Below are 25627 nucleotides of genomic sequence, written 5' to 3' on the forward strand. Positions count from 1 at the left end.
AGTTATTGCCCTGCGCAGCGGCGTGTCGTGGCGATAACTTCATGATCAACAGTTCCGGGGGGTGGGGTGCGGGAGGGGTGGGGGTGGGGTGGGGGTGGGGTGGGGGTGGGGGTGGGGTGGGGGTGGGGTGGGTTCAGGTGGGGAGGCGGAGCTCTGGGCCGGGCCAGCGGGAGCGGAGTCTGCGGTCGTGGCTGGCCACGACGATGGCACCCGGGCCGGTGCCCAGCGCGTCCTCCAACTCGTCGCAGAGCGTCGGCGAGAGATGGTTGGTGGGCTCGTCGAGCAGGAGCAGCTCCGGCGGATCGGCGACGAGCACCGCGAGGGCGAGCCGACGGCGTTGTCCGACCGACAGGTCGGCCACCGGGTGGTCGAGGTCCGCCGGGGCGAGCAACCCGAGGGACGACAGCGGTACGGCAGCGGCCCGTTCCATCCCGACGGCCGCCTCGAAGACCTGCCGGGCCGTCCGCCGCGCATCCGGGAAGACGCTGTCCTGGCTGAGCAGGCCGACCCGCAGCTCCGGTCGTCGCCAGAGCATTCCGGCACCGGTCAGCCGGCCGGCGAGCACGGCGAGCAGGGTCGACTTGCCAGCGCCGTTGGGGCCGGTCACCAACAACCGGTCGCGGGACCTGAGCTCCAGGTGCGCCACCCGCAGTCGGCCGGGAACCTCCAGCCGGTCCGCCGTGACGATCACGCCGTCACTGTCGCCGACGGTGAGCGCCGTCGCGTGAAAGCGCAACGGCTCCGACGGCACCGGAACGGGGTCGCGCTCGATCGTCTCCAGTCGACGGACGGCGTCGCGGACGCGCCGGGAGATCTGGTTCTGAACGCGGCCGGCGGTGTGCCCGTACCCCATCTTCTCGCTGTCGCGCGGGCCCCGTCCGTGAGCGACCTGGTGCCCGGTCACGGCGGCGGCCTCGCGCAGGTCGGCGAGGAGCGCCTGCTCGTCGTCGTAGCGCCGCCGCCACCGTTGCGCCTCGGCGCGCTTCGCCGTCAGGTACGCCGTGTAGCCGCCGCCGAAGCGGACCGGCCCGTCGGCCGCCGGGTCCAGGTCGATGAGATCGGTGCAGACCGCGTCCAGGAAGGCCCGGTCATGACTGGCCACCACGACCACCCCCGGCATGGCACGGAGCTGGTCCTCGCAGAACGCCGCCGCCGCGTCGTCGAGATGGTTGGTGGGCTCGTCGAGCAGCAGCGCGCTCGGCCGGCGGATCAACGTCGCCGCGAGGGCGAGCCGGCCACGTTGCCCACCGGAGAGCGCGCCCAGCATTCGGTCGTGGGGCAGCCCGCCGAGACCGAGGCCGTCGAGGACCGTGCGGGCACGCCGGTCGGCGTCCCAGGCGTCGCGGTCCTGCGCCCGTTCCAGCACCTCGCCGTACGCGGCCAGCAGCCGGTCGTGCTGCTCGGCGCCCTCCGGCGCGTCGGCGAGCGCCACGCCAATCCGGTCCAGCTCGGCGAGGTCGGCGCGAGCCTCGCGCAGCGCGTCGTCGAGGACGGCGGCGATGGTGGCGGATGCCCGCAACGGCAGTTCCTGGTGCAGGAAGCCGACGTCCGGTGGACGAGTGACGGTGCCGGAGTCGGGTACGTCGACGCCGGCCAGGACCCGCAACAGGGTCGTCTTGCCGGTGCCGTTCTCACCGATCAGGCCGATCCGGTCGCCGGGCGCGGCGGTCAGGGAGACGCCGTCGAGCACCTGGCGGTCGCCGCGGATCCGCACGAGGTCATGGGCGGTGAGGGCAGGTCGAACAGACATGGGGAACCTCGGATGACGACGATCCGGGGCGCACACCGGCACCCCGGCGGAAGCAGGACATGACGACGGCGGCCGCGGCGACGGAGGCGCGATCACGCGCCCGTCGGCGGCCGGTCCGGGTGCTCACCCGGAGATGTCGTCGTCACCTGCCACGTCTGCTCCGATCTCCCAGAACTCGGGCGCAAGAATAACCGTGCCGGCTCCGGCTCAGCTCCCGCCCGTGCTCGACGAGCTGTTGTCCGATGAGTTTCCCCGCCGGGACGTGTATCGGCCCGCCAGTCGCCCGGCCCGAGCGCGACGCCCCAGCACGGCGATGATCACCAGCAGCAGGCCAGCGCAGAGCACGACCCCGCCGCCCACCAGTGACGCCGCCATTCCTGCCGACATGATCGACCGCCCTTCTCCGACCGCGACCGGCACGGCCGGACGGGCAGATCCTGACACGATCAGGCCGTCCGGGCACCTGCCCGCAGGGAGTCGATGGTGAGGTCGAGGGCCGCTTCCAGGTGGTCGGTCTTTCCGGTGGAGAGCAGCAGGAGTACGCCGCCCTGGATGCCGGCGAGCAGCGCCGCGGCGGCGCGGTCGGCGTCCACGTCCGCGGAGATGTCCCCGGTCGACTGCATGTGCCGGACGCCGTCGGCGATCGCGTTCTGCCAGCGCCACATGAGCCCGGTCACGATCGCCTGCGCGCCCGGCGCCCGCCGCCCGGTCTGGCCGAGCAGACCGTTGAGCGGGCATTTCACCCCCTGCGCCCGGTAGCGCTCGATCAGTAGGTCGCGCCACGCCAGCCAGGCCGGCCAGGACGTCAGGTTGCTGAGCATCGGCTCCTGGTCGAGCAGGACCTGGTCGGCCTCGTGCTGGGCCACCGCCAGCAGCAGTTCTTCCTTCCCGTCCGGGAAGTAGTGGAAGAGTTGACCCTTGCTGGTGCCGGTGTGGGCCATCACATCCTCGAGGCGTACCTCGTCCACGCCGCGCTCACGGATCTCGGCGGCGGCGCCGGCGACGATCCGCGCCCGGGTGGCCTCACCCTTGCGGGTCAGCGCCCTTGTCATGAGACCTCCCGCACCGCTTGCCCCTCGTGCATGCCCGACTGACCCTAGCTCGGCTTTTGGACTTGCAGGTCCAATTTTGCCGAGCAAAGGTCTGGAAAACGGTCCGCTCGGGGCCGCCACGTGATCGGGAGGACACAACGATGAACCACTACTACCTGCTCGGGCGGTCCGGTCTGCGGGTGAGCCGGCTGGCGCTGGGCACCATGAACTTCGGCGTCGACGGGTTCCACGCCGCGTACGGCAAGACCGAGGAGGAGGCCGAGCCGATCTTCCGCCGGTATCTGGAATCGGGCGGCAACTTCATTGACACGGCTGACTTCTACACAGCCGGCGAGAGCGAAAAGATCCTCGGCCGGCTGATCGAGCGGGCCGGCGTGCGCGAACGGCTCGTGCTCACCAGCAAGTTCACCAACACCGTCGACCCGAGCGACCCGAACGCGAGCGGCAACGGCCGTAAGCACATCATGCGGGCCGTCGAGGCGTCGCTGAGCCGACTGGGCACCGACTACATCGACCTGTACCTGCTGCACACCTGGGACCGGATCACGCCCGTCGAGGAGGTCGTGCACACTCTCGACGACCTGGTGCGCGCCGGCAAGATCCGGTACGCCGGCCTCTCCGACGTACCGGCCTGGTATGCCACCCGGGCGCAGAGCTACGCCGAGGCGCACGGCCTGGCCCCGATGATCAATCTGCAACTGCCGTACTCCCTGGTCAGCCGCGACATCGAGGCGGAGTACGTGGCGATGGCCCAGACCATGGGCATGGGGCTCACCGCGTGGAGCCCGATCGCCAGCGGCCTGCTCAGCGGCAAGTACCGCCGCAGCGGCGACGGCCTGAGCGGGACCGGCCGGTTGACCAATCCCGACACCGGCGGCCGCGAGGTCAGCGCCAGCGAGTGGCAGGTCATCGACGCCCTGGAGAGTGTCGCTACCGAACTGGGCCGCAGCATGGCCCAGGTCGCGATCAACTGGGTCGCCACCCAACCCGCAGTGGCCTCGGTGATCATCGGCGCGAGCAGCGCCGAGCAGATCGGCAGCAACTTCGAGGCGCTCGACTTCGAAATCCCGGCCGACGCGCGTCGCCGTCTCGACGAGGCCAGCGCTCCGCAACTCGGGGTGCCCTACGTGATGTTCACCCCGCAGTACCAGTCCTGGGTGGTGAGCCCCGGCCTCGGCATCGGCGACAAGCCGGCCGGCTACGCCCCGCCGGTGTTCAACGCCAAGTAGAACCTCGCACGACCCCTGCCCCTGCCCCTACCCCCTACCCCCTGCCCCGCCGATCTTGCACTTGCTGTCCCGACATAAGGGGCGTCCCACTCATGTCGACAACCGCAAGTGCAAGATCGGCGGGGCAGGCGGGGCAGGGCGGGGCGGGCGGGGCGGGGCGGGGCGGGGCAGGCGGGGCAGGCGGGGCGGGGGCGGGGGATTTAGCGGTGGGTTGGTGTGGGGTCTGGTTCTGGTGCTGGTGCACCCTCGTAGAGCGCCACGTACAGCCGGCGCAGCTCGTCGCCCTCAGCGCCGAGGGCGGCGAGGTTGAGGGTGTTGTGTTCGACGCCCAACGTCTCCGGCAGGGTGCACACCCGCAGTGGTATCGCGTTCGCGTCGGCGATACGGCGCGGCACGTCGACCGCCGCCCTGAGGTCCACCACGCCGTCGAGGGGGCTGATCGCGACCGCCGCGCTCCGCAGACCGGTCCGCCGCGGCGGCTTCGGCAGTGTGCGCGCGATCGTCAGGTACTGGGTGACGGCGGCGAGGGAGTATCCCCGCGACGTGACGCGATCCCGCAGAACGCGACGCCCGTACAGCGTGATGAGCGGTTTCACCGCGTAGGCCGGCGCCTGTCGCGGATTCGGAGCAAAGAACGGCGACAGCAACAGCAGATGCCGTACGACGTTTCCCGGCACCTGGGCCAGCCAGGCGGCCAGCACGGCGCCCCCGGAGATGCCCACGACGCCGACCTCGTCTCCCAGGGCCGCCGCGACGGCCCACCCCTGCGCGGCGTACGTCGTCAGCTCACCGGCCTCGACCCGGTGGTGGGCCCGCCGGTCGACGGTCCCGTGCCGGGGCGCCCGGGGAACCCAGACGTTGTACCCATTGTCGAAGAACTCCTCGGCCAGCCGTTCGTACTGCTCGGGCGCGAGGGTGTACCCGTGCAAGAGCAGCACGGCCCGGCCGGTACGGGAACCGTGGCTCAGCAGGCGACTGCGCGACTCCGGTCGCACCTCCGGATCGGCCGTCTCGGCGGCGATGATGGCCGCGGCGGCACGGGTGGCCGTGTCGAAGTCGAGCGGTCGGGCCGGCGCGACCCGTAACCCACTGCGGCCCACCGGCCAGAGGTAGAGCCCGGCGACCGCCGCCACGACGAGCGCCAACCCGCCGACGAGGAGCGCGATGATCTCCGGCATGGTCAGATGCTGACAGGGGACGCGTTCGACGCCGGCTGAGGGGGTGCGCCCGGGTGACCGGGCGCACCCGGTCAGCTATTCCTTGCTGTTCGGCGGCGCGAAGACGACCCGGGTGCGCAACTGTCGAAAGCCGGTCCGCTCCAACTCCGCCAGTACCGCCACCCGGTGCGAGTCCACGTCGGCGATGACCTCGCGGGCACCGCCGGCGGACAGCACCCGGACCGCCTCGGCCAGCAGCTCGGGCCGGGCCGCCTCGTCGAGCAGGCCGAGATAGGCGAGCAGGGGGTAGCAGGCGTCTCCGGCCGTACCGGCCAGGCCCACCGGCTCACCGGCGTCCACCGCGACGCGCCATTGCCCGGTGTTGTCGCCCAGCCAGGCCAGCGGGTCGGTGGCCAGGTCGACGCCGCCGACCACCCGCGCGATCTCGACGCCGGTCAGCACGTCCGGCTCGGCGATCCTGGCGACCAGGGCATCGATCTCCGCCGCATCGACGGGCGGGCGGAAGTCGTACCGACCGGAGGACGCCGGCAGGGGTGTGCCAGTCCAGGAGCAGCGGAGTCGCTCCCCCCGCTCGACCAGCCCGGCGAGGCGAGCGGCCTCCATGGGCGCCCGCACCACGGCCAGCACCTCGGGTCGACGCCGCCAGTGCGCCGGCAGCGCGGCGTAGTACAGACCGGGACCGCCCAGCGCCTCGTGGGCGGCGCGCAGAAGCTCGGCGCCCACCTCCGGCTCGGCGTCCAGGTCGAACCGTTCCAACCACGGGGCACCGACGGCACCCGGCGGAAGGACCCAGGCGGCCCGACCGACCACCCGGCCGGCGCGCAGCGCGACCCAGGTGTTCTCGGGACGGTAGCCGCCACCGGCGATCCCGTCGGCGTACGCGACCTGGCGCAGTTGGGGCAGCGGATCAGGCATGGAGTCGAACAGGTTTTCCTCGCCCGCGACGAGCGGACGGATGACCAGATCAGTCATGGGTTGGTCCTCCGGGAAGCGCGCGCCCCGGATCAGATCCGCGCGGACGCCGGAGCGCGGAGGGGGCGCAGAACATCGGACATTGTTCTGACCTCCTTCCAGCTCGACGGCGTGCCCGACGACCATACGCGCAGGGGTCGACAGCCCGCAACGGATCGTCACAACGTCGGGTTGGTCTCCGACCCACGCTTGTGGGCACGCTGGTCGTACACGGTGATGCCGGCCAGGATCACGGCCGCGACGGCCGCCACGGCGATCGGCGGGAGCAGCACCATCGGCGGGGCCGCCAGGATCAGCGCCACCACGCCGAAGTACAACGCCCGACACCTCGGCGCGGTACGGTCCTCCCGCTCCAGGGTGCTCCGCCCGATCAGGAACAGCACCGGGCCGCCGAAGATGATGACCACCAGAGCCCAGTCGATCGGCGGGTGCGGATCCTCGATGACCTGACCGAAACCGACGGCGGTGCAGATGATGCCACCGACGATCAACAGCAGGCTGTAGCTCGCCCACCGCGACAGCTGGATCCCCTCCCCGCTCGGGGTCGAGGCGTGGCCGGATCTGACGTGGTAGAAGTAGATCCGCCAGAACGAGACGACCGCCACGAACGAGGCGATGAGGGCGATGGTTCCCCCGGTCGAGAAGCCGGGGTAACTGACCGCGGCGCCGGCTTCGAGCACCACCTCGGCGAGAGCGATCATGAAGAACTGGTTGTACCGCTCGGCGAGGTGCGCCTGCGAGACGCTGACTCCCAGGCTGGTGAGCTGCGGCCCGCCCATCCGGGGCAGCGGGTAGGTGGTGGCTGCGCCGATCATCTCGATGGCGAGCGCGATGGTCCAGAAGATGCCTCGACCGAGGCCCCCGCTGATGCCACCGCTGATCCAGAGCACGCCGGACGCCACGTGCCAGGTCAGCACCCGGAGCGAGAACGTGTGCACCGCGTGGCCCCGCAGGGCGAACGCCAGAAAGAGCGGTCGGCCGACCTGGATGACCACGTAGGTGCAGGCGAAGATCACGCCACGTTGCCCGAACGCTTGCGGCAACGTGACCGCCAGCACCAGGGTGCCGAACATCGTCACCAGCAGGAATGCCTGGATTTCGGGACGGCGAGGGTCGTAGGTGCTGGACAGCAGGGCGTTGAGTGACCAGATCATCCACAACGCCGCGAAGAACAGGACGGTCTGGCCCGCCTCGGACAGCAGGGTGTGCCGGACGATGGTCAGGTCGTCCGCGACCCGCCCGGCGAGGCGGGCCAGCGCGAAGACGTAGACGATGTCGAACAGCAGTTCCAGGACGGTCGCCGAGTTCGGGCTCCTGCTGTCCCCGAGGCCACGGAAGAGCTCGGCGCGCCTCAGCACGGACGGCGGGACAGCTCAGCCGGCCAGGGCCGCCGGCACGGGCACCCCATGCTGGTGACCCTGATGGCCTGCCATCGTCCCCGAGCCTCCCTCGCCTGCCGGTTCGCCTGATCCGCTATCTGCGTACTTTATCCATCTTTATCGGGTCTCCGTCGCTGATGGCGGATACCGGGTCGGCGGTACGCCGGATCATCTGTGCCGTCACCCTGCGGTACGAGCCCGGGTCGACGGGGAGCAGCCACTGCCGGGCCCGGGTCAGCGGGCCGACGTTGAGCCCCAGCTCGTCGAGCACCTCGTCGACGTTGTGCATCGAGAACGGGATGATGTTCGTGCCCCGAGCGTGCCGTCCGTTGGTGCGCTTCGTCATCCAGATCAGTCGGGCGCGCACCTCGTCGCGCATCTGGACCTCGGTCGGCAGTGTGATCCCTCCCCGTAGGTACGCCGCCGTCCAGACCGCTGCCATCTCCGCGCTGAGCGGGCTGAAGAACGACGAGTTGTAGCCGGCGAACGTCAGCCGCGGCACGCCGATCGGCAGGATCTGCCGGTAGAGCATGAAATTGCCGGCGTCGTCCTGAAGCCGGGCGTGCAACGCGTCGTCGAAGAACGGCACGTGCTGGCGGAAGCCCGTACCGCAGATCACCAGGTCGGCGGGGAGCACCGTGCCGTCGGCCAGGCGCGCGGCGGGCCGGCCACCGTCGACCAGCAACTCGGTGATCACCTGTTCCCGGTGCACGGCGATGCGGCCGTCGGTGACCCGCTCGAAGAAGCCCTCGGTGGCGAGGCTGACCGTGCTGCGGGCGATGTCCTCGAAGCTGCCGTTGGGCACGAGACCCAGCTCGCGCAGGTTGAACTGCCGGGTCGCGACCGAGCCGACGCTGTCGACCATGCGTTGGCGCAGACCGTTCCCCGGGCCGTGCAGGAACCGCTCGAAGCCCTTCAGGTGCAGGTAACGGAAGAGCGCCTCACCCATCCGGGTGAGCAGCAGGTACTTGTAGTTGAGCGCTCCACCGAGCTTGCGGGGCATCTTCCAGAGCAGTTCGCGCGCCACCACGTGGGTCTGGGCGGCGACCTCGCTCACCGGGACCGCCACGTCGCAGGACGACTTGCCGTACCCGACCACGAGGACGTTCCTGCCCCGGGCGGCCTCGATGTCGTGGAACTCCCCCGTCGCCAGGACGCGCCCTCCGGCAGCCGCGAAGCTCGCATGCCCGTCGAAGGACGGGACGACCGGGTCGGAGAAGATGCCGTTGGCGACGACCAGGTGGTCGTACCGTTCCACGGTCAACGGGGCCGGGGCGCCCGCCGGCCGCGAGGTCACCAGCCACCCGGTCTCGTCGTTGACCAACTCGGCCGAGGCGACCTCCGTGGACAGGCGCAGCGCGCTGGCCAGCCCGAACTTCTCCACGTAGCTCTCCAGGTACCGCTGGACCTGCTCACCCGACGGCCACTGCGGGCAGTCGGCGGGCATCGGCAGGTCGGAGAGGTGGTAGGTGCCCTTGTCGTTCTGGGTGTGCAGGCCGGGGTATCGCCGGGTACGACTCCACACCCCGCCGACGTCGGGCGCGCGCTCGAACACTGTGACGTCGAATCCGCTCTGCCGCAGCACCTTGGCTGCGCTCACACCGGCGAATCCGGCACCGACGACGGCAATCCTCATGATGTCCTCCGAAGGACGTACGAACCGTGCCGGCGCTGACCGCCCGCGGTGCTCGCACGCTAGCGAGCAGGCCACGAAGGTCGCTATCCGCTCGACGCGGGCGCTGTCCGCGGTACGCAGCCGGACCCTTTCCTGTCGGGTCGACGGCTTTCGGATCTGGTCCGGCCCGGTCACGCCTTACGGTCAGCGCGACGGGACGCCCGGGAGGTGTCGGATGGATGCGGTGACGGTCCGGACGGACGACGTCGACCGGGCTCGCGCCGAGGTGGGTCGGGTCTTCTGTCCACACCGGCTCACCCCGCAGGCGGGTGTGCACGCCGTGCAACTGCGGATGGCGGCTCGCCGGGCGGGCGGGGTGGGCGTCATCGACCTGGACTACGGGCAGGCGGTGCGCATCCAACCGCCAGCGCTGGAGACCTTCTACCTCGTCCAGATCCCCAGCGCCGGCAGCACGATGGTCCGGCACGCCGGTCAGACAGTGACCTCGACCCCCGACGTCGCCTCGGTGCTGTCCCCGTACGACTCCTCGGACATGCGGTGGTCCGAGGGATCACCCCACCGGATCTTCTACGCCGACCGGCGCGCCGTCGACCGGGAACTCGCCCGCCTGCTGGGCCACCCGGTGGACGACCCGGTCCGCCTCGACGTCGGCATGCTCATGACCACGCCGACCGCGCAGGCGTGGGCGCGCGGGGTGGCGTTCCTCGCCGACGAGCTGTCCCAGCCGGCGGACGCATCCCTGTTCGACCACCCGCAGGTGGCCGCCCGCTTCGAACAGGGGCTCATCGGCAAGCTGTTGCTGGCCCATCAGCACAGCCACTCCCACCTGCTGGCCGAGCCGGGCCAGCACGCCCACCCCGGGCGTCTCGTCCGCCGGGCCTGCGCCCTGATTGCCGAACACCACGGGGAGGCGCTGACCGTCGGCGACGTCGCCGAGGCGCTACGGGTGAGCGTACGGACACTTCAGGACTGCTTCCGCCGTGAACTGCAGATCACCCCGACCGCGTACCTGAGGGCGTGCCGACTCGACGCGGCGCACCGCACGCTCCGCTCGGCCGCGCCGGGGGCGTCCGTGACGACGGTTGCCCTGCAACACGGCTTCGTGCACCTCGGTCGTTTCGCGACCGAGTATCGGAGCCGCTTCGGCGAGACGCCGTCCACGACCCTGCGTCGGTGACGACCGTCGCCTCGTACGGTCGGCCCTTGCCTTGACGCTGACGACAAGGTTTAGCGTGGTCGCGACGGGCCGATGGAGGAGGTTGGATGCTGATCGGCGAGCTGGCTGAGCGGGCCGGCACAAGCCCTCGCACGCTGCGCTACTACGAGGCGCACGGATTGGTACGGGCGCAGCGCTCCCCCAACGGCTACCGCGACTATGACGAGTCGGAGCTACGCGTCGTGCGGGAGATCCGGGCGCTGCTCGACGTCGGGTTCGGCCTCGACGATGTCCGGCCGTTCGTCGCCTGCCTCCGGGCCGGCAACACGTCAGGTGACGTCTGCCCGGACTCGGTGCTGGTGCTGCGGCGCAAGATCGTCGAGGTCGAGGCCGTCATCGACCGGCTCGGCGCGGTGCGCCAGCAACTGCACAGTCAACTCACTCAAGCGATCGCACATCGGGAGAAGACATGCCCCAGGAGACGCAGATAGGCTCGCTGGTCACCGTCACGGACGACACATTCGCGGAGCTGGTGCTGGCCAGCGACCGACCCGTGGTCGTCGATTTCTGGGCGGACTGGTGCCCCCCCTGCAAGGCCATCGAGAAGAGCCTCGCCGAACTGGCCCAGGAGTTCGGTGACCGGATGGTCGTGGCGAAGCTCAACTCCGACGAGAACCCCGGAGCGACCCGTAGCTACCGGGTGATGTCCCTGCCGACGCTGCTCGTGTTTCGTCAGGGCGAGGTCGTCGGCTCGACAGTGGGGTCCAGGCCTAAGACGTACCTGCGAGAGACCCTGACCGCGCAGGCCGGCTGGTAACGGCCTGTGGAAATCGTTATCCCGGTGCGGCCGGCCAGTCTCCTGAGGGGAGGCAGGTGACGGATCTTCCGTCATCGTCTCCGTCAGTCAGCGGTACGACCGAACGAGGGAGTCGAGACGATGCGCGCAACCGGCCAGGGTGAGGCGGACGCCGCGAGGGGGAACCGGGGCGTCCACGCGGAACCCCGACGCGGGATGCTCGGCCGCCTCCCGAACGGCGTGAGGCGGCTGCTGTGGCCGCTGCTCGTAGCCGCCGCGGTCGCCGTACTGGTGACGGGTGTGATCGTCGTGGTGCAGCCGACCGGGCCGACGCCCGCCCCGGCGGCGACGCAGGCGCTCGACGCGTCACCGTCCACGAGCCCGCTGCCGGGCACACCCGCCGCGACCACGCCCGCCGCCACGGCGAGCCCGACGGGGACGGCTCCCCCGTCGACGCCGGCGGCGAAGCCGACATCCGGGCGTCCGGTCGCCCCGGCGGCCACTGCGGTGACCTCCAAGCGCAAGGGCGTCGGCGTGTGGACCTTCGACGGCGTCAGCCAGGCGTTGGCCAACTCCGGGGCGAGTTGGTACTACACCTGGGACGTGAAGCACCAGGGCGTCACCAGCCCGCAGGGCACCGAGTTCGTCCCGATGATCTGGGGGGCGAAGAGCGTCACCGCGAGCAACCTGCAACAGGCCAAGCAGAACGGCCGTTACCTGCTCGGCTTCAACGAGCCGGACCTGAAGGGCCAGGCCGAGATGACCGTCGAGCAGGCGCTTGAGCTGTGGCCGCAGTTGCAGGCCACCGGCCTGCCGCTGGGCAGCCCGGCGGTGGCCTGGGGCGGTGACCGGCAGGGCGAGTGGCTCGACCGGTTCATGGCCGGGGCCAAGCAGCGCGGCTACCGGGTCGACTTCATCGCCCTGCACTGGTACGGCGGCGACTTCACCACTGCCAACGCGGTCAACCAGCTCAAGTCGTACCTCCAGGCCGTGCACGACAGGTACAACCTGCCGGTCTGGCTCACCGAGTTCGCCCTGATCGACTTCTCCAACGGCGTCCGTTTCCCCACCCAGGCACAGCAGGCCGCGTTCCTCACCGCGGCGACGAAGATGCTGGGTGGGCTGTCCTGGCTTCAGCGGTACGCGTGGTTCGGCCTGCCCGCCACCGACAAGGACCAGACCGGCCTGTTCCGTACCGGCAGCACCGCCACCGCCGTCGGTCGCGCCTACCAGGCGGCACGCTGACCTACAGCACGTCCACGTGGTCTCGCCATGAGTGCCGCGGCTCGTAGCCCAGCACCCGGCGGGCCTTGTCGATGCTGAGCAGGGTCTCGTGCTCACCCAGCTCCTTGCGGATCTCGACGCCTGGGTAGACCTCGGCCATCAGGCTGGCGCTGGACCGGGTCATGACGGTGTCGGCGTTGGCGATGACGAAGACGTCGGCACCGGGCTGGTCGTGCGCGAGCGCGCGCTCGACCGCCTGGGCCCCGTCGCGCGCGTCGATGTAGCCCCACAGGTTCCACCGGCGCAGCTGCGGGTCGGCGTCGAACGAGGGGAACGGCGCGTAGTCCTCGACGTCCATCACGTTGGAGAAGCGCAGACCCACCATGACCAGCTCCGGGTCCCACCGGCAGAAGTGCCGGGCCATCTCCTCCTCAAGTGCCTTGTTCAACGAGTACGTCGACTCGGGCCGGGGCGCGTACTCCTCGTCGACCGGCGCGTACGGCGGCGGCGTGTCGAACGGCAACCCGAGCACCGTCTCGCTGGACGCCCAGACGACCCGCTTGATCCCGGCCGCCCGCGCGGCGGCGAACACGTTGTACGTGGCGGCGGAGTTGTTCGCGAACGTGGTCGCGTTCGACATCAGCCCGGGGGCCGGGACCGCCGCCAGGTGCACGACCGCGTCGACGCTGCCCGCGTGCTCGTCGGCGCCCCCGGTGAACGCCTCCACCACCTGCCCGTAGTCGGTCAGGTCGACCAGGAGGAACTCGCCGTCCACGTCGCGGGGGTCGCGGCCGCCGGCGCGGTCCACCGCCAGCACGTCGACACCCGCGGCCCGTAGGTGGGCGACGACGGCGCGGCCGAGCTTGCCGGTGGCGCCGGTGACGACGACACGCCTGGGCAGTGCGGAGATGCTCATGACCCCATCTTCGCCGCCGACGACGGCAGCCGGGCAGCGGGGTGGGATCGGCCCGCCGCGCCGCCATCGCGATCCGAGCGCGATCGGGTGGGCAGGTGCGTAACGTGCAGGGGTAAACGTTGTCGCGAAGAGGAGACTTCATGTCCAAGCCACCGCTTCCCGAGGCCGCGGTCGCCATGCTGCAGAAGCCGAACCCGGCCGTCATGACCACGCTTCGCAACGGTGGTCAGCCGGTGTCCGCCGCTACCTGGTACCTGTGGGAGGACGGCCGGATCCTGGTGAACATGGACGAGAGCCGCCGCCGGTTGGAGCACGTCCGCAACGACCCCCGGGTATCCCTCACCGTGCTCGACGAGGCCGGTTGGTACACCCACGTCAGCATCATCGGGCACGTCGCCGAACTGCGCCCTGACGAGGGCCTGACGGACATCGACCGGTTGTCGAAGCACTACACGGGCAATGCGTACCCACGGCGGGAACGCGCCCGGGTCAGCGCCCTGATCGAGATCGACCGCTGGCACGGTTGGGGAGCGCAGAAGGACAACAACCAGGTCGGCTGACCGTTGCCGTACGCCCTGTCGCCTCGACGGCTGCCGTCGGGGCGACAGGGCGCCGGCCGTCAGGGTGTCAGGGCGGGGGCGGACCGGGCGCCGACGCGGGTCACCAGGTAGCCGAAGGCCGCCGCGGTGAAGAACATGACGATGCCGTAGACGGCTCCCGGGATCGCCATCTGGGTGCTGTTGAGCAACGCCGGGCTGAGCGCGATCGTGATGGCCAGGGTGCTGTTGTGGATGCCGATCTCGAAGCCGGCGGCCGTCGCGGCGCTCCGGTCGACGCCGGCGAGGCGCGGTACCCCGTACCCGATGGCGAGGCTGAGCAGGTTGAAGGCGAGCACGGCCAGGCCGACCGAGACGAAGTAGTCGGCGATGTTCTCCCGGTCGCCGAGCACCGCGCCGGCGATCACCGCGACGAGTACGACGACGGAGAAGATCCGGACCGGGCGGTTCAACCGCTCGGCCACGTGGGGCATCCGCGCCCGGATGAGCATGCCGATCGCGACCGGGACGAGCACGATGGCGAAGACCTGGAGCACCTTGTCGAGCTGCAGGCCGATGCTCCTGCCGTCGGGCAGGAAGTACGCCGCCGACAGGTTGACCAGGATCGGCAGGGTGAACACGGCGAGCACCGAGTTGATGGCGGTCAGGGTGATGTTCAGGGCCACGTGCCCGCCGAACAGGTGGCTGTAGAGGTTGGCGGTGGTGCCGCCCGGTGACGCGGCGAGCAGCATCATGCCGACGGCCAGTTCGGGTGCCAGGTCGAACGCGAGGACGAGGCAGAAGCAGAGCGCTGGCAGCACGAGCACCTGGCAGACCAGGGCGATGACGGCGGCTCGCGGGTGCTGGGCCACCCGGCGGAAGTCCGCCATGGTCAGTCCGAGACCCAGACCGAGCATGATGATGCCGAGTGCGACGGGTAGTCCGATCAGTGTCAGGGCGGAGTCCATGGCACAACATCGTTACCACCGGGTAACGCGTTCACAATCCCCCGTGCGGACGGACGCCTCTTGACCGCAGACGGTGACCGGCTTAACTTCATCAATCAGATAAGTCTCTTAACTAATTCTGCTTGATCTCTCGTGGAGTGTGCCGATGCGACCATTCCGTCACCGCCGTCTCACCGCCGTCGTCGCTCTGACGACCCTTCTGGTCACCGCCGCCCCACCGACCGCCGCGAACGCGGGCGCCAAACCCGACCGCGCCGGCTACCACCGGGTCGGCTACTTCACCCAGTGGGGCATCTACGGTCGGGCCTTCCCGGTCAAGAAGCTCGAAACCTCCGGGGCGGCGAGCCGCCTCACCCACCTCAACTACGCCTTCGGCAACGTCAGCGAGGACGGTCGCTGCTACGTCGACGGCGGGCCGGGTGAGGGCGACGCCTGGGCCGACTACCAGCGCCCCGTCCCGGCCGAGGAGAGCGTCGACGGTGTCGCCGACGCCCCGGGCCAGGCGCTCAACGGCAACTTCGGCCAACTCGCCAAGCTGAAGGCCAAGCACCCCAAGCTGAAGGTGCTGATCTCGCTGGGCGGCTGGAGCTGGTCGACGTACTTCTCGAACGCGGCCCGCACCGACGCGTCCCGCAAGGCGTTCGTCACGTCCTGCATCGACCTCTACCTCAAGGGCAACCTGCCGGGCACCACCGCCGGTGCCGGGGCCGGCGTCTTCGACGGCATCGACCTCGACTGGGAGTGGCCCGGCTCAGACGGTGAGCCCGGCAACGTCATCCGCCCGGAGGACCGGGAGAACTTCACCAAGCTGCTCGCCGAGTTCCGCCGGCAGCTCGACGGGTACGGGCGCACGACCCGCGCGCATCACCCGCTGACCGCGTTCCTGCCGGCCAGCCCGACCACCATGGACGCCGGCTACGAGGGCCGCAAGATCTTCAAGTACCTGGACTTCGCCACCGTGCAGGGGTACGACTTCCACGGCGGCTGGGACGCACGGGCCAACCAGCAGTCAGCGCTCCGCGTGCCGGCTGGCGCCCCTGACAACCCGGACTTCTCCGTCGAGGTCGCCATCGACGGGTGGATCGCCCGTGGAGCGCCGCGCGACAAGCTCGTGCTCGGCATCCCGTACTACGGTCGCGGCTGGACCGGCATCACCGGCGGCGGCAACGGTCTGTTCCAGCCGGCCACCGGGCCCGCGCCGGCCACCTTCGAGGCCGGGTACGAGGACTACAAGAACCTCAAGACCCTGGCCGGTAACGGCTACACCGTGCATCGCGACCTACGCGCCGGACACGCCTGGTTGTTCGACGGTACGACGTTGTGGACGTACGACGATCCAGCGGTCGTGTTGCAGAAGACGCTCTACATCCGACGGGCCGGCCTGGCCGGCGCGATGATCTGGTCGCTCGACGGCGACGACGACAATGCCACGTTGACCAAGACGATCGGCCTCGGTCTGACGACCTGGTAGCCGTACCCGATCCACCCGGCCCGCCGCCGGCCGACTCCTCGGCTGGCGGCGGGCCGGCGGCGAACCGCCACTGCGTCACGCCGTCGGGCTGCTGTTACCCGACGTGCCGAGGTGGATGTCGACGTCCGCGGCTCCGGTCATCTGGTCGTACGCCCTGGTCTTGAGCCGGTTGGTCTGCAGCTCGCCGTCGAGCAGTGCCGCCCGCAGAGCCTCCGCGTCCGTGATCTCCCTGCTGGTCACCGCGTCGGCCGCGGTTGTCGCGCCCTGCACGACCTCCAGGTGAGTGCCGTCGGTGGGCATCAGATCGGCCCACTTGGCAAGGCAGTAGACCCGCTCCGGCACCTCCTGGCACTCGCTGGTCAGGTCGGGCATCTCGTCGCCGGTGCCGAGGTGACTGGTGCGGAACGCGGCCAGTTCGTCGACGAACGCGGCCAGTTGCTCCTCCACCGCCGGCGCGAGCCGGGTCGCCACCGCCTTGCCGAAGATCCACCGCAGCGCGGCAAGTTCCATACCGGCCCGCACCGGGAGGTAGAGCTTGGCCCAGCTGGCGTTGAGGAAGTCACTCGGGTCGCGCTCGGGGGCACGGGCGTCACCGGCTGACCACCAGCCGGGGTACGACACGAACGAGGCGCGCTCCCAGTCGAAGACGCGGTGCCAGAAGTCGATCTCCCACGCCTCGTCCCGCACGCTGGCCGGGAAGTGCGCCTCGACGATCTGCGAGACCATCTCGTTGACCGGTGAGTAGCCGCCGCGCAGCCGCGCCTCGAACTCGTCCCCGGCCTCCTCGGCCGCCGCCAGCGCCGCGCCGCGCGTGTCCTGCCAGGCTTGCAGATCCGTGAGATAGCCAGCCACCAGCGCGTTGTAGGCGGCGTCGTCGGCATTCTGGTCGACCAGCGTCGGGGTACGCCGGAACGTGGCGGCGAGCTGCACGTCGGCGCCGGGACCGGCCAGCCAGCTGGCCGCGCCGACGTGGATGCGTACCCGCAGTGCCGGCTGACCGTTGGCGTCGGTGACCACCGGAACGCCGACCACCCGAGCCGCGATGCCCGTCGGCGGCCGGCGGGTGATCAGGTTGAGGCTCTGCCGAATGCTCTCGATGTCGCCGTCCCACTCCCACCCGCTGTCGAAGGTGACGTCGATGTCGTAGTCGGCGCTCATGTCGCCGGTGAAGCCCCACTTGTCGAGTGTGACCACCGGGGAGTGGATGGTGCGGGTCTCCACGGCGGCCGGCACGCCGGGTGCGGGGCGCACCGGCTTGACCGGCATGGCGGGCAGCGCGGCGAGAGCGTTGTCTCTGATCCGCTGGCGCCCGTCGGTGATCTTCTTGGCGAATGCCAGCGCCGGGTCCCTCACCGTCGGCGCCCAGCACACCCGGGCGCCGTACCGTTCGTGGGCCAGCTCCAGGCGTTGCAGCACCTTGAAGTAGTGCAGCGTGATCGGCGTTACCCGGTTGGGATTGCGGACGGTCCGCTTCGAGGTCGACTCCATGCCGGTCTCGCTCACCAACTTGAAGTCGGTCTTGTGCTGGGTGCGATAGCGGGCGGCGACCTTGGAGGTGGCGGTCTGACTGTCCTTCACCGCACGGCGGCTGGTCTCCTGGCTGGCCGCCGTCACGCTGCGCGTGTAGCCGATCGTGTGGCTGGCGTTGAAGGTGCCCCAGACGCCGGTCGGGCTGGTGTACTGGCCGGTGTGGCTGGCGTTGAGCCCCCAGGTGTCGGTGAGCGACTTCTGCCGCTCGAAGCCCTCCTGCAGTTCCGTGGTGAGCGCGCTGGTCAGCTCGACGTCCGTCTGCCTCTCGGTTTCGTCCTGCTCCTCCAGGGTCAGCTCACGCTTGGTGTAGGTGCGCTGCTCCAGCACCGCCTCCTCGCCGGGCGCGAGCGCCAACGCGTAGACGTGCTCGCCGAGCGCGAAGCCCACCGGCCGGATCCGGGTCCGGTCGAGGAACGCGATGCCCACGTCGGACTGGAGCAGGCCGGCGACGAACTCCGCCTCCTGGTCGCCGAGGATGCTCTGGCGCCGAGCCAGCGGCTCCCGGTAGATCATGCCGGAGTCCTGCCCCGGCAGCGCCGCATCGGCGGCGTCCATGTCGTTGGCCTTCCACACCCCCGACAGACCGAGTTCCTTGAGCAGGTGCGGCAGCCGGTCCTGGGAGAGCCCGCCGTACCGCATCGCCTCGATCAACGCCTGCTTGACGTAGAAGGGCAACAGCGGCGTCTGCCCGTCGTCGAAGGTGAGCTGGACCGGCACGAAGTAGTTGGAGTAGACGTAGCGGTCGGAGTGCGCGGTACTGAACCCCAGCGTCGCCAGGTCCGCCTCGGCGACGACGACTTCACCCATCGGTGCTCCTCTAAAGTGGCAGTTTGTAAAGGGCGTGCAGACCCTGGTAGGTCATTTCGTGCGAGGTGACGAAGAACCCGGGAAACAACTGGCTGAGGGCGGCCTGCCGGACGACGGTCTCCCGCACCGCGTGCGCCGTCAGCTCCTCCAGGCCGGCGACGACCTCAGCCGGCACCCCGCCCTTGCTGGCCCGCTGGTAGGCGTCCGCGATCGCCTCCCAGCGACCGTCGAACGCCTCGCCGAGGTCGTCGGCGACCGTGCCCCACGTCTTCTCGAAGCGCTCCAGCTTCGTCGACGCGGTCCAGTCCACGTTGGTGACCCGGGCCGCCTCCGAATCGACCAACAGCAGGTCGCTGCGAAGCTCACCGACGGTGGTGGACGCCTTCCAGCCGAACCGTTCGGCGAGGTGGGTGGCCAACGCCTTTTCCGCGCCGGCCGCAGCCGGGCTCCTGGTGAACCCGACGAGACGCAGCAGCAGGTCCCGGTCCGGGTGGCTGAGCAGGAGCTGGGCGACCGTCTGTCGTAGCACCGCGTCGGAGCCACGCAGGGCCGCAGCCAGCTCCGGGTTGGCCGCGCGGACCGCTTCGACGACAGTGGCGAGCGACTTCTCCGCGAACGGCTGCAACCCCGGCGAGCGGGCGACCAACTGGGCGGTCTCGGCCGCCATCCGCCGGTGTACCTGTTGGCCGAGCCGCCACGGTTGCGCCTGCCCGGCCTTCCGCAGCGCGCGGAACTCCTCGTACGCGGCGGTCTGCAACGCCCGGTTGAACACGGTGGTCAGGCGCTGCTCGAGCTGTCGGGCGATGGCGGCCCGCACCGCGGCGGCCCGGACGTCGCGGGGGGCCTTGGGCGGTTTGAGCTCGCGCAGGTCCTCGACCCGCTTGATGATCTCGTCAAGCGCCTGGTTCAGCTCGGCTCGACTGGCCGAACGACCGGCCGACGACAGGGTCTCCGACATGCACGCCATCAGGACCGGCTTGCCGTCGGCGCTGATCAGCGCGCTGAGCCGGGCGCCCGCACCCGCCCCGGCGAACGCCTCGGCGTGCGCGGCCTGGTTGAACACCGTCAGGGTCAGCTCGGCATCGACGAGCAGCGCCCGGCCCTGCCGGAACAACGCGTCGAGCACCTTCGGGGGGAACAGGGTACGCAGCACCGCCAGGCCTACCTGCGGCGTGGCGAGCAGTGTCGCCCGGCCGATCGCGACGAGCAGCGCGGCGATCTGGGTGGTCAGGAGACGGACCTCGGCGGCGGCCTCCCGGGCGCCCACGATCAGCAGCGGCACGTACCGGATAGCGGCGCGCACCGCCACGCCACCGAGTAGCCGGACCAGGTGGACCAGGCCGGTCAGCACCTGGAACAGGTCGCCGGCGATCCGGCCGAGCAGCCGGCCGGCGGCGAACGGATCGAGATCCTCCAGGTGCCGCCCGAATTCCGTCGCCCAGCCGCGCCAGAGCGTCAGCAGCCGCTCGGGCACGGTGCTCGGGTCCAGCGCGGCCACGACGCCGGCCAGCGCCTCGCGGACGACGGTGGCCTGCTCGGCAAGACGTCGCAGGCCGGCCCGGGGGTCCACGGTGAGCACGATCAGGGTGGTGAACTGCTCCTGCTGGAGCCGACCGACCAGCTGGACGAGTTTGCCGAGGTCGACCACCACAGTCGCCAACGACTCTCCGACGCCCACCAGGAAGCCGTCGAGGAACAGCCTCGGATTGATGCCGTTCCAGGCCGCGTAGTGGCGCATCGCGTCGAGCAGCGCGGGGTCGAGGCCGAGCAGGAACCGTCGGAACGCGCCGTCCGCGTCGACGTCGGAGGCCGCCAGGTCGAAGAACTCCTCGGCCAGCCCGAGCCTTGCCAGCATCGCGACCAGGTCCCAGACGTTGTCGGCGGAGATCCGGCCGGTCATCGCCTGCAACACCCGGTCGCGGGTCATCGAGCGGGTGGCGTGCGCGTCCACCCAGTACCGTACGGTCAGCGCGACGAACTCCACCCGCGGATCCTGGGTCCGGACGCCGTAGACCGCCGCCCGGTTCTCGGCGGACACCCGCGGCACACTGAACCAGTCCCGGATCATGACGGTCTCGCCCGTCGGTTGCCCCAACTTCCCCACCTCCTCCGGCGCAGTGCACTGTCCGGGCAAGGGGATTCGGGCGGTAGCGCTGGGTCGAGAACCCGACATGGATCCACTTCGGAGCGCGTAGCCGGGTGATCGTGCAGCGATCGATATCGGTCATCGTCGAGGCGGGTGGTACATCGACGACTGTCGGGTGCGGGCAACCGGTCGACCTGGTCGGGCCGGAGCGGCTCAGCGGTCGTTCGTCTCGACCGTCGGTCGCTGATCGGCCAGAGCACGCACCGCAGCCTCGATGAGCGCTGTCACCTGATCCATGTCACGAGCACCGCGGACGTCCAACTCGGCCGACCAGCCGTCCGCACCGGTGAGCCGCACCGTCACGTCGTCGCGGCGGTGGGTCAACCAGCCGGCGATCGCCTGCACCAGCACCATGACGGCGCCGCCACCGTCGACGGCGACCACCAGGACGTCGGTGGCACCGGCGGCGGGCGCGGTGGTCACACTGTCACGGAGCCGGTCCTCGGCGCGAAGCCAGGACCCCAGAGAACGTCGAGCATCGGCAGAGGGAAGATCCGGACAGACCGACAGCGTGATCGTCTCCTGAGACGCGGGCAACGTCTTCTCCTTCCGGCGAAGGCCAACCCCACTCCGTCATCCTGCCAGCCGGCGTGGCCCTCGGCAGCCCTCGCAGTCACCGAAGTCGATCAGAGCTTGACCGTCGCGTCCGCCCGTCCATAGGCTCCGGCCACTGCGAGGCTTTCCCCCAAGAAGGGAACCCGAGACATGGCCCCATCGTCGCGTCCGTTCTGGACCCTCCCTGCGAAGCGGCTGGCCAACGCCGCCACGATCGCGCTCCTGCTCGGTATGACTCCCCTGCTCAGCGGCCCGGCAGCCGCGAGCGCCGCCCGGCCGACCCCCTGCAGCAGCGACCCGACCGCCCGGCTGACCACAGTGCCCAGCCCGGACGCCGTGCTCGGCTTCCCGCTCGGCGCGGGACAGGAGCGGGTCGTCACCAACGACGAGGTCCGGACCTACCTCGGGGCGGTCGATCGCGCCTCGAACCGGGTCGTGACCGGCGTGATGACCACCAGTGTGCTCGGCCAGCCGTTGCCGTACGCGGTGGTGTCCAACGAACGCCACGTGCGGCCCGCCGCGCTCCGCGAGATCGCCGATGACATCCGGGACCTGCGCGACCCGCGCCGGACCAGCGCGCGAACGGCCGCCCGGACGGCGAAGGACAACCCGGCCATCGTCTGGGTCACCGCGAACGTGCACGGCGGAGAGAAGAGCGGCGCCGACGCGGCGCTCAAGACGCTCTACGAGTTGGCAGCGGGTCTGTCCTGCGCTGTAGCCCAGCGCAACGACAACCTGGTCACCATCATCGTCCCCACCCAGAACCCGGACGGCCGTGACGCGACCCGCCGGCAGAACGAGTTCGGCTTCGACCTGAACCGGGACTGGTTCGCCCGCACCCAACAGGAGACCGACGGCAAGCTCGAACTGCTGCGTCGCTACCCACCGCAGGTTTTCATCGACGCACACGAGATGGGCGGCCGGCAGTACTTCTTCCCGCCCAACGCCGATCCCATCCACCACGAGATCGCCGGTGAGGCGGTGGACTGGATCAACCGCATCGGCGAAGCCAACAAGGCCGGCTTCGGCTTCAACGGAGCCTGCGACGAAACCGTCACCACCGAGTGCTACTTCAACTACGACACGTACGACATGTTCTTCATGGGCTACGGCGACACCGTGCCGACCACCGGCTTCGGCGCGGCCGGCATGACGTACGAGAAGGGCAGCGCGTCGGCGGTGGCAGACCGGGTCCAGCAGCAGTTCCACACCCAGTGGTCGACGCTCGGCTGGGCCGCCGCTAACAAGCGCGAGGTGCTGGACGGCTACTTCGACATCTGGACCGACGCGCTCGCCCAGGGCAGGGCGGGCACCCTGGAGCCGAACGAGGTGGTGCAGCCCACCAACGAGGTGCAGTTCCCGGTGCCGGACCTCACCATCCGCTCGTACTTCCTGCTGCCCGACCGGCAGCTCGCCGACGTCCGCCAACTCGTCGAGCGGCTACGCCGGATGGACGTCGAGGTGTACGAGGTGCAGAAGGCGACCCGGGTGCCCACCGCGCGGATCTTCGGCGGGCGCAGCGCCACGAACGTGACAGTGCCCAAGGGCGCGTACTGGATTCCGATGGACCAGCCGCAGAAGCACTGGATCCAGGCCGTCATGGGCGAGGACCCGTACGTCCCGTTCCCGTACTTCTACGACGTGTCGTCCTGGAGCAACCCGCTGCTGATGGGCATCAACACCATCTACACCGGAGACACCGTCCGGCCGAGGGCCGAACTGGTGCGCAAGGTCTCCGGCGGTCGCACCGGCGCGGCGTGGCCCTGGGGCTCGTACACGTACCCGCTGGACTCGGCCGCCGCGGCGGAGTTCACCTTCACCCTGCTCGGCCGTGGCGTACCCCTGGTCCGTGACCTCACTACCAGCAGGGTCGCCATCCCGGCCACCACGGTGAGCCGGACCGTGGACGAGCTGGCCAAGGGGCTCGGTGTCACCCTCACGCCGGGCGGTCGGCCCTCCGGCACCCGCCTCGACCTGCCCGACGTGGGGCTGTTCCAGGGCACCGGCATCTCCACGACCTCCGGTTCGCACGGCGAGGCCCGTTACGTGCTCGGCAAGCGGTGGGGGCTCGACCTCACACCGGTCACCACGGCCGACATCAACGACAACACCGAGGCGTTCACCGGGCGTACGGTGCTGCTGGTGCCGGACGGCAGCAGCGCCACCGGCGGCCTGACCGCCGCCGGGCAGGCCAACCTGCGCGACTGGATCGGCCGGGGCCACACCTACCTCGGGCTGCGCAACGAGGGCACCCGGGTCGCCCGCGCCGCCGGGCTCACCTCGACCACCGAGAAGACGAAGCCCGCTGACTACCTGGTGATCGGCTCGCACCTGCGCGTCGACGTCGACCAGGACAGCCCGGTGGCGCTGGGTCGCCCGGCGGAGGACTTCGAGTTCAACAACAGCGACCCGATCCTCACCCCGAGCACCACCGGGACGAACGTGCTCACCTACCCGACGGGTGACACCTTCTGGGCCAACGGTTTCACCGTCGGCGCGGAGACGTTGAAGGGCACGGCGGCCGTCGTCGACGAACCGACCGGCGCCGGTCGGGCAGTGCTGTTCGCGTTCAATCCGCTCTTCCGCGCGTACAACGAAAATGGCCTGCACCTGGTCGCCAACGCGCTGCTCTACCCGGCGACCCCCGCGCCCGACGCCCGGCGCCCGGCCGGCGTCGACGCGGCGCGCGCCAGCGCCGCCGCCGCGCCGGTGACGCCGGACCTGGGCGGCGGCTGGCGGCCGATCACCATCCAGGTGGCGGCCGGCGACCTGCCCCGCACCCGGGCGATCGTCGAACGCTTCACCACCGACGCGCAGGCGTCCGAGAAGAACGGTTCGGCGTACGTCGTGATCCCGAACCCGCAGGGGCTCCAGGTGGACGAACATCCGTTCGCCAGGGATCTGGTACGCGCGCTGAACGCCGCCAAGGTGCCACTGCGGTCGGTGGTGGGCTGACCAACCCCGCACAGTGAAGCGCCCGTCCCCTCGCGTTTGGGGGCGGGCGCTTCGGCGCGTCGGGTTCGTTACGACCGCCGGGCTACCTCGGTGACGAACGCCCGCCAGGCCACCGGTCCGAAGATCAGCGCCGGCCCTTCGGGGTCCTTCGAGTCCCGCACGCCGACGATGCCCGGCAGGTTGTCCGCGACCTCGACGCAGTTGCCGCCGCCGGAGCCGCTGCGGGTGGACTTGCGCCACGTAGCGTCGATCAGGTCCATGACGTCACCACTTCCTTCATCAGATCCAGCGACTGCTGGCGGGGTAGCGCCTCGCTGCGAGTTCTTGAACGCCCGGTCGGCACCCTTGATGAAGTCCAACGTCAGGGCCCGTGTCTCGCTCTCCACGGCGCTGACGTGGGAGGCGCTGAAGCCCGCGCCCCGGCCGAAGGCATCCTGGGTCATCCCGGAAGCCCCTCGGGCGCGGCGAATCTCGGCGACTATGAACGCGGCGAGCGGGTGTGGCAAGTCGGCCATTCTGTGTTCCCCCACAACTACTCACACCGCTACCCGGCGTGGAACGCTTCGTCAGCTCGGTCCGATCCGGCGAGCCTTGCTTAGCATGGTTTTTCTACAGCGGAGCGTCAGTATCGACGCGGCTGGTGGAAGGACAAGGGGTCAGAGTTGTCGACGGTATAGATCGCTAGTTCTGCTCGTGGGCCGCCTGCCGTGCCAGCAACTTCTCCTTCGCCGCTGGCCAGGCGTCGTTGACGATCGAGTACAGCACGGTGTCACGCCAGGTACCGTCCGCCCGGCGCCGGTGCTTGCGCAGTACGCCTTCGCGGGACGCTCCCAATCGCTCAATTGCTTGCTGAGACCGGATATTGTTGATGTCGGTCTGCAGGGCGATCCGGACCGCGCCGAGGGTTTCGAACGCGAACGTCATCATGGTGAGCTTTGAATCCGTGTTCAGGCCCGATCGCCACCAAGCCCGGCCGAGCCAGGTGTAGCCGATGGACAGCGCCAACAGAGTGGGTTGCGGGTCGACGAACGATGTCGTTCCGACAAACTCACCGGTACGCGTGTCCATCTGGGCGTAGGGGAGTCGGGTGCCGGCGGCTCTGGCGGCGAGCGCGGTGGTGATGTGCCGGGTCGCGTCCTCGATGGTGACGGGTTGGAGCAGCGCGCCGCCGGGTGGGCTTTGCCAGCGGAAGACTTCGGCGTCGTCGGGCTCGGTGCCTGCCGCCGCGAGGTAGCCAGAGGCATGTTCGAGCGTCAACGGCTCCAGCCGGATTCTTCGACCGGTGAGGACTGGCAGCGCGTACCAGAGGTGTTCGTCAGCCACGTCGCGCATGTTTCCACACGATCCTCACGGTCACGATGCGGTTTCGTC

At 70.2% G+C, this 25627-nt stretch carries 22 protein-coding genes and 1 pseudogene; 8 read left to right on the plus strand and 15 right to left on the minus strand.

The window, feature by feature from the left end; genetic code table 11:
- Positions 1–133 precede the first annotated feature (133 nt).
- The 3 genes from ACFYPG_RS03290 to ACFYPG_RS03300 form a co-directional block, all read right to left on the minus strand.
- Positions 134–1750 carry an ABC-F family ATP-binding cassette domain-containing protein gene (locus ACFYPG_RS03290; RefSeq protein ID WP_387349967.1) on the minus strand — a complete coding sequence of 539 codons (1617 nt, stop codon included), beginning with the start codon at positions 1748–1750 and terminating at the stop codon, positions 134–136.
- A 207-nt stretch (positions 1751–1957) separates the two neighbouring features.
- The gene (locus ACFYPG_RS03295; RefSeq protein WP_355010248.1) at positions 1958–2137 is read right to left on the minus strand and encodes a hypothetical protein; all 180 of its coding nucleotides are present in this window, start codon (positions 2135–2137) and stop codon (positions 1958–1960) included.
- 59 nt (positions 2138–2196) lie between these two features.
- Positions 2197–2802 carry a TetR/AcrR family transcriptional regulator gene (locus tag ACFYPG_RS03300; RefSeq protein WP_387349969.1) on the minus strand — a complete coding sequence of 202 codons (606 nt, stop codon included), beginning with the start codon at positions 2800–2802 and terminating at the stop codon, positions 2197–2199.
- A 140-nt stretch (positions 2803–2942) separates the two neighbouring features.
- On the opposite strand from ACFYPG_RS03300, the gene ACFYPG_RS03305 reads away from it, so the two are divergent.
- Entirely contained in the window at positions 2943–4031 is a 1089-nt protein-coding gene (locus ACFYPG_RS03305) for an aldo/keto reductase (protein ID WP_357201758.1), read from the plus strand.
- Positions 4032–4231: 200 nt separating this feature from the next.
- On the opposite strand, the gene ACFYPG_RS03310 is transcribed toward ACFYPG_RS03305, so the two are convergent.
- The 4 genes from ACFYPG_RS03310 to ACFYPG_RS03325 form a co-directional block, all read right to left on the minus strand.
- On the minus strand, positions 4232–5209 hold the full coding sequence (locus ACFYPG_RS03310) for an alpha/beta hydrolase (RefSeq protein ID WP_387349971.1): 978 nt from the start codon (positions 5207–5209) through the stop codon (positions 4232–4234).
- A 75-nt stretch (positions 5210–5284) separates the two neighbouring features.
- Positions 5285–6181 carry an acetyltransferase gene (locus tag ACFYPG_RS03315; protein ID WP_355006101.1) on the minus strand — a complete coding sequence of 299 codons (897 nt, stop codon included), beginning with the start codon at positions 6179–6181 and terminating at the stop codon, positions 5285–5287.
- Between the two features lie 158 nt (positions 6182–6339).
- The gene (locus tag ACFYPG_RS03320) at positions 6340–7539 is read right to left on the minus strand and encodes a low temperature requirement protein A (protein ID WP_387349974.1); all 1200 of its coding nucleotides are present in this window, start codon (positions 7537–7539) and stop codon (positions 6340–6342) included.
- Between the two features lie 115 nt (positions 7540–7654).
- Entirely contained in the window at positions 7655–9196 is a 1542-nt protein-coding gene (locus ACFYPG_RS03325) for a flavin-containing monooxygenase (RefSeq protein WP_387349975.1), read from the minus strand.
- 223 nt (positions 9197–9419) lie between these two features.
- Between ACFYPG_RS03325 and ACFYPG_RS03330 the strand changes: the two genes are divergently transcribed.
- The 4 genes from ACFYPG_RS03330 (at position 9420) to ACFYPG_RS03345 (ending at position 12393) form a co-directional block, all read left to right on the plus strand.
- The gene (locus ACFYPG_RS03330) at positions 9420–10373 is read left to right on the plus strand and encodes an AraC family transcriptional regulator (protein WP_387349977.1); all 954 of its coding nucleotides are present in this window, start codon (positions 9420–9422) and stop codon (positions 10371–10373) included.
- Between the two features lie 86 nt (positions 10374–10459).
- Positions 10460–10843 (plus strand): MerR family transcriptional regulator, encoded by a 384-nt coding sequence (locus ACFYPG_RS03335; RefSeq protein ID WP_387349979.1) that lies wholly within the window; start codon positions 10460–10462, stop codon positions 10841–10843.
- On the plus strand, positions 10822–11169 hold the full coding sequence (gene trxA / locus ACFYPG_RS03340; protein WP_355006106.1) for a thioredoxin: 348 nt from the start codon (positions 10822–10824) through the stop codon (positions 11167–11169). The genes ACFYPG_RS03335 and trxA overlap by 22 nt, the downstream gene beginning before the upstream one ends.
- A 120-nt stretch (positions 11170–11289) precedes the next feature.
- Positions 11290–12393 (plus strand): glycoside hydrolase family protein, encoded by a 1104-nt coding sequence (locus ACFYPG_RS03345; RefSeq protein WP_355006107.1) that lies wholly within the window; start codon positions 11290–11292, stop codon positions 12391–12393.
- A 1-nt stretch (position 12394) separates the two neighbouring features.
- Here the strand turns inward: ACFYPG_RS03345 and ACFYPG_RS03350 are convergent, their stop codons facing one another.
- Positions 12395–13288: an NAD-dependent epimerase/dehydratase family protein gene (locus ACFYPG_RS03350; RefSeq protein WP_387349982.1), complete on the minus strand. Its 894-nt coding sequence runs from the start codon at positions 13286–13288 to the stop codon at positions 12395–12397.
- Between the two features lie 140 nt (positions 13289–13428).
- Between ACFYPG_RS03350 and ACFYPG_RS03355 the strand changes: the two genes are divergently transcribed.
- Entirely contained in the window at positions 13429–13848 is a 420-nt protein-coding gene (locus ACFYPG_RS03355) for a PPOX class F420-dependent oxidoreductase (protein ID WP_387349984.1), read from the plus strand.
- A 59-nt stretch (positions 13849–13907) separates the two neighbouring features.
- Here the strand turns inward: ACFYPG_RS03355 and ACFYPG_RS03360 are convergent, their stop codons facing one another.
- A complete protein-coding gene (locus ACFYPG_RS03360; RefSeq protein WP_355006109.1) occupies positions 13908–14792 on the minus strand; it encodes a bile acid:sodium symporter family protein in 885 nt (294 codons plus the stop codon).
- Positions 14793–14937: 145 nt separating this feature from the next.
- Between ACFYPG_RS03360 and ACFYPG_RS03365 the strand changes: the two genes are divergently transcribed.
- The gene (locus ACFYPG_RS03365) at positions 14938–16263 is read left to right on the plus strand and encodes a glycoside hydrolase family 18 protein (RefSeq protein ID WP_355006110.1); all 1326 of its coding nucleotides are present in this window, start codon (positions 14938–14940) and stop codon (positions 16261–16263) included.
- A gap of 75 nt (positions 16264–16338) precedes the next feature.
- Here the strand turns inward: ACFYPG_RS03365 and ACFYPG_RS03370 are convergent, their stop codons facing one another.
- From ACFYPG_RS03370 to ACFYPG_RS03380, 3 genes are all read right to left on the minus strand, one after another.
- Positions 16339–18600, minus strand: a complete 2262-nt coding sequence (locus ACFYPG_RS03370; protein ID WP_355006111.1) for a hypothetical protein — start codon at positions 18598–18600, stop codon at positions 16339–16341.
- Positions 18601–18610: 10 nt separating this feature from the next.
- Complete coding sequence (locus tag ACFYPG_RS03375; protein WP_387349986.1) at positions 18611–20704, minus strand: hypothetical protein; 2094 nt, start codon at positions 20702–20704, stop codon at positions 18611–18613.
- Positions 20705–20899: 195 nt separating this feature from the next.
- Positions 20900–21283, minus strand: a complete 384-nt coding sequence (locus tag ACFYPG_RS03380; protein WP_387349988.1) for a hypothetical protein — start codon at positions 21281–21283, stop codon at positions 20900–20902.
- Positions 21284–21451: 168 nt separating this feature from the next.
- Between ACFYPG_RS03380 and ACFYPG_RS03385 the strand changes: the two genes are divergently transcribed.
- Positions 21452–24256: a M14 family zinc carboxypeptidase gene (locus tag ACFYPG_RS03385; protein WP_387349990.1), complete on the plus strand. Its 2805-nt coding sequence runs from the start codon at positions 21452–21454 to the stop codon at positions 24254–24256.
- A gap of 68 nt (positions 24257–24324) precedes the next feature.
- On the opposite strand, the gene ACFYPG_RS03390 is transcribed toward ACFYPG_RS03385, so the two are convergent.
- The 3 genes and pseudogenes from ACFYPG_RS03390 to ACFYPG_RS03400 form a co-directional block, all read right to left on the minus strand.
- Positions 24325–24516, minus strand: a complete 192-nt coding sequence (locus tag ACFYPG_RS03390; protein WP_387350883.1) for a DUF397 domain-containing protein — start codon at positions 24514–24516, stop codon at positions 24325–24327.
- A gap of 78 nt (positions 24517–24594) precedes the next feature.
- Positions 24595–24771, minus strand: a pseudogene (locus ACFYPG_RS03395) (helix-turn-helix domain-containing protein); the annotation flags it as partial.
- Positions 24772–24937: 166 nt separating this feature from the next.
- Entirely contained in the window at positions 24938–25588 is a 651-nt protein-coding gene (locus ACFYPG_RS03400) for a GNAT family N-acetyltransferase (RefSeq protein WP_387349992.1), read from the minus strand.
- Positions 25589–25627: the final 39 nt, after the last annotated feature.

Origin of the sequence: Micromonospora sp. NPDC005553, assembly GCF_042871765.1 — a bacterium.
Lineage (GTDB): Bacteria > Actinomycetota > Actinomycetes > Mycobacteriales > Micromonosporaceae > Micromonospora.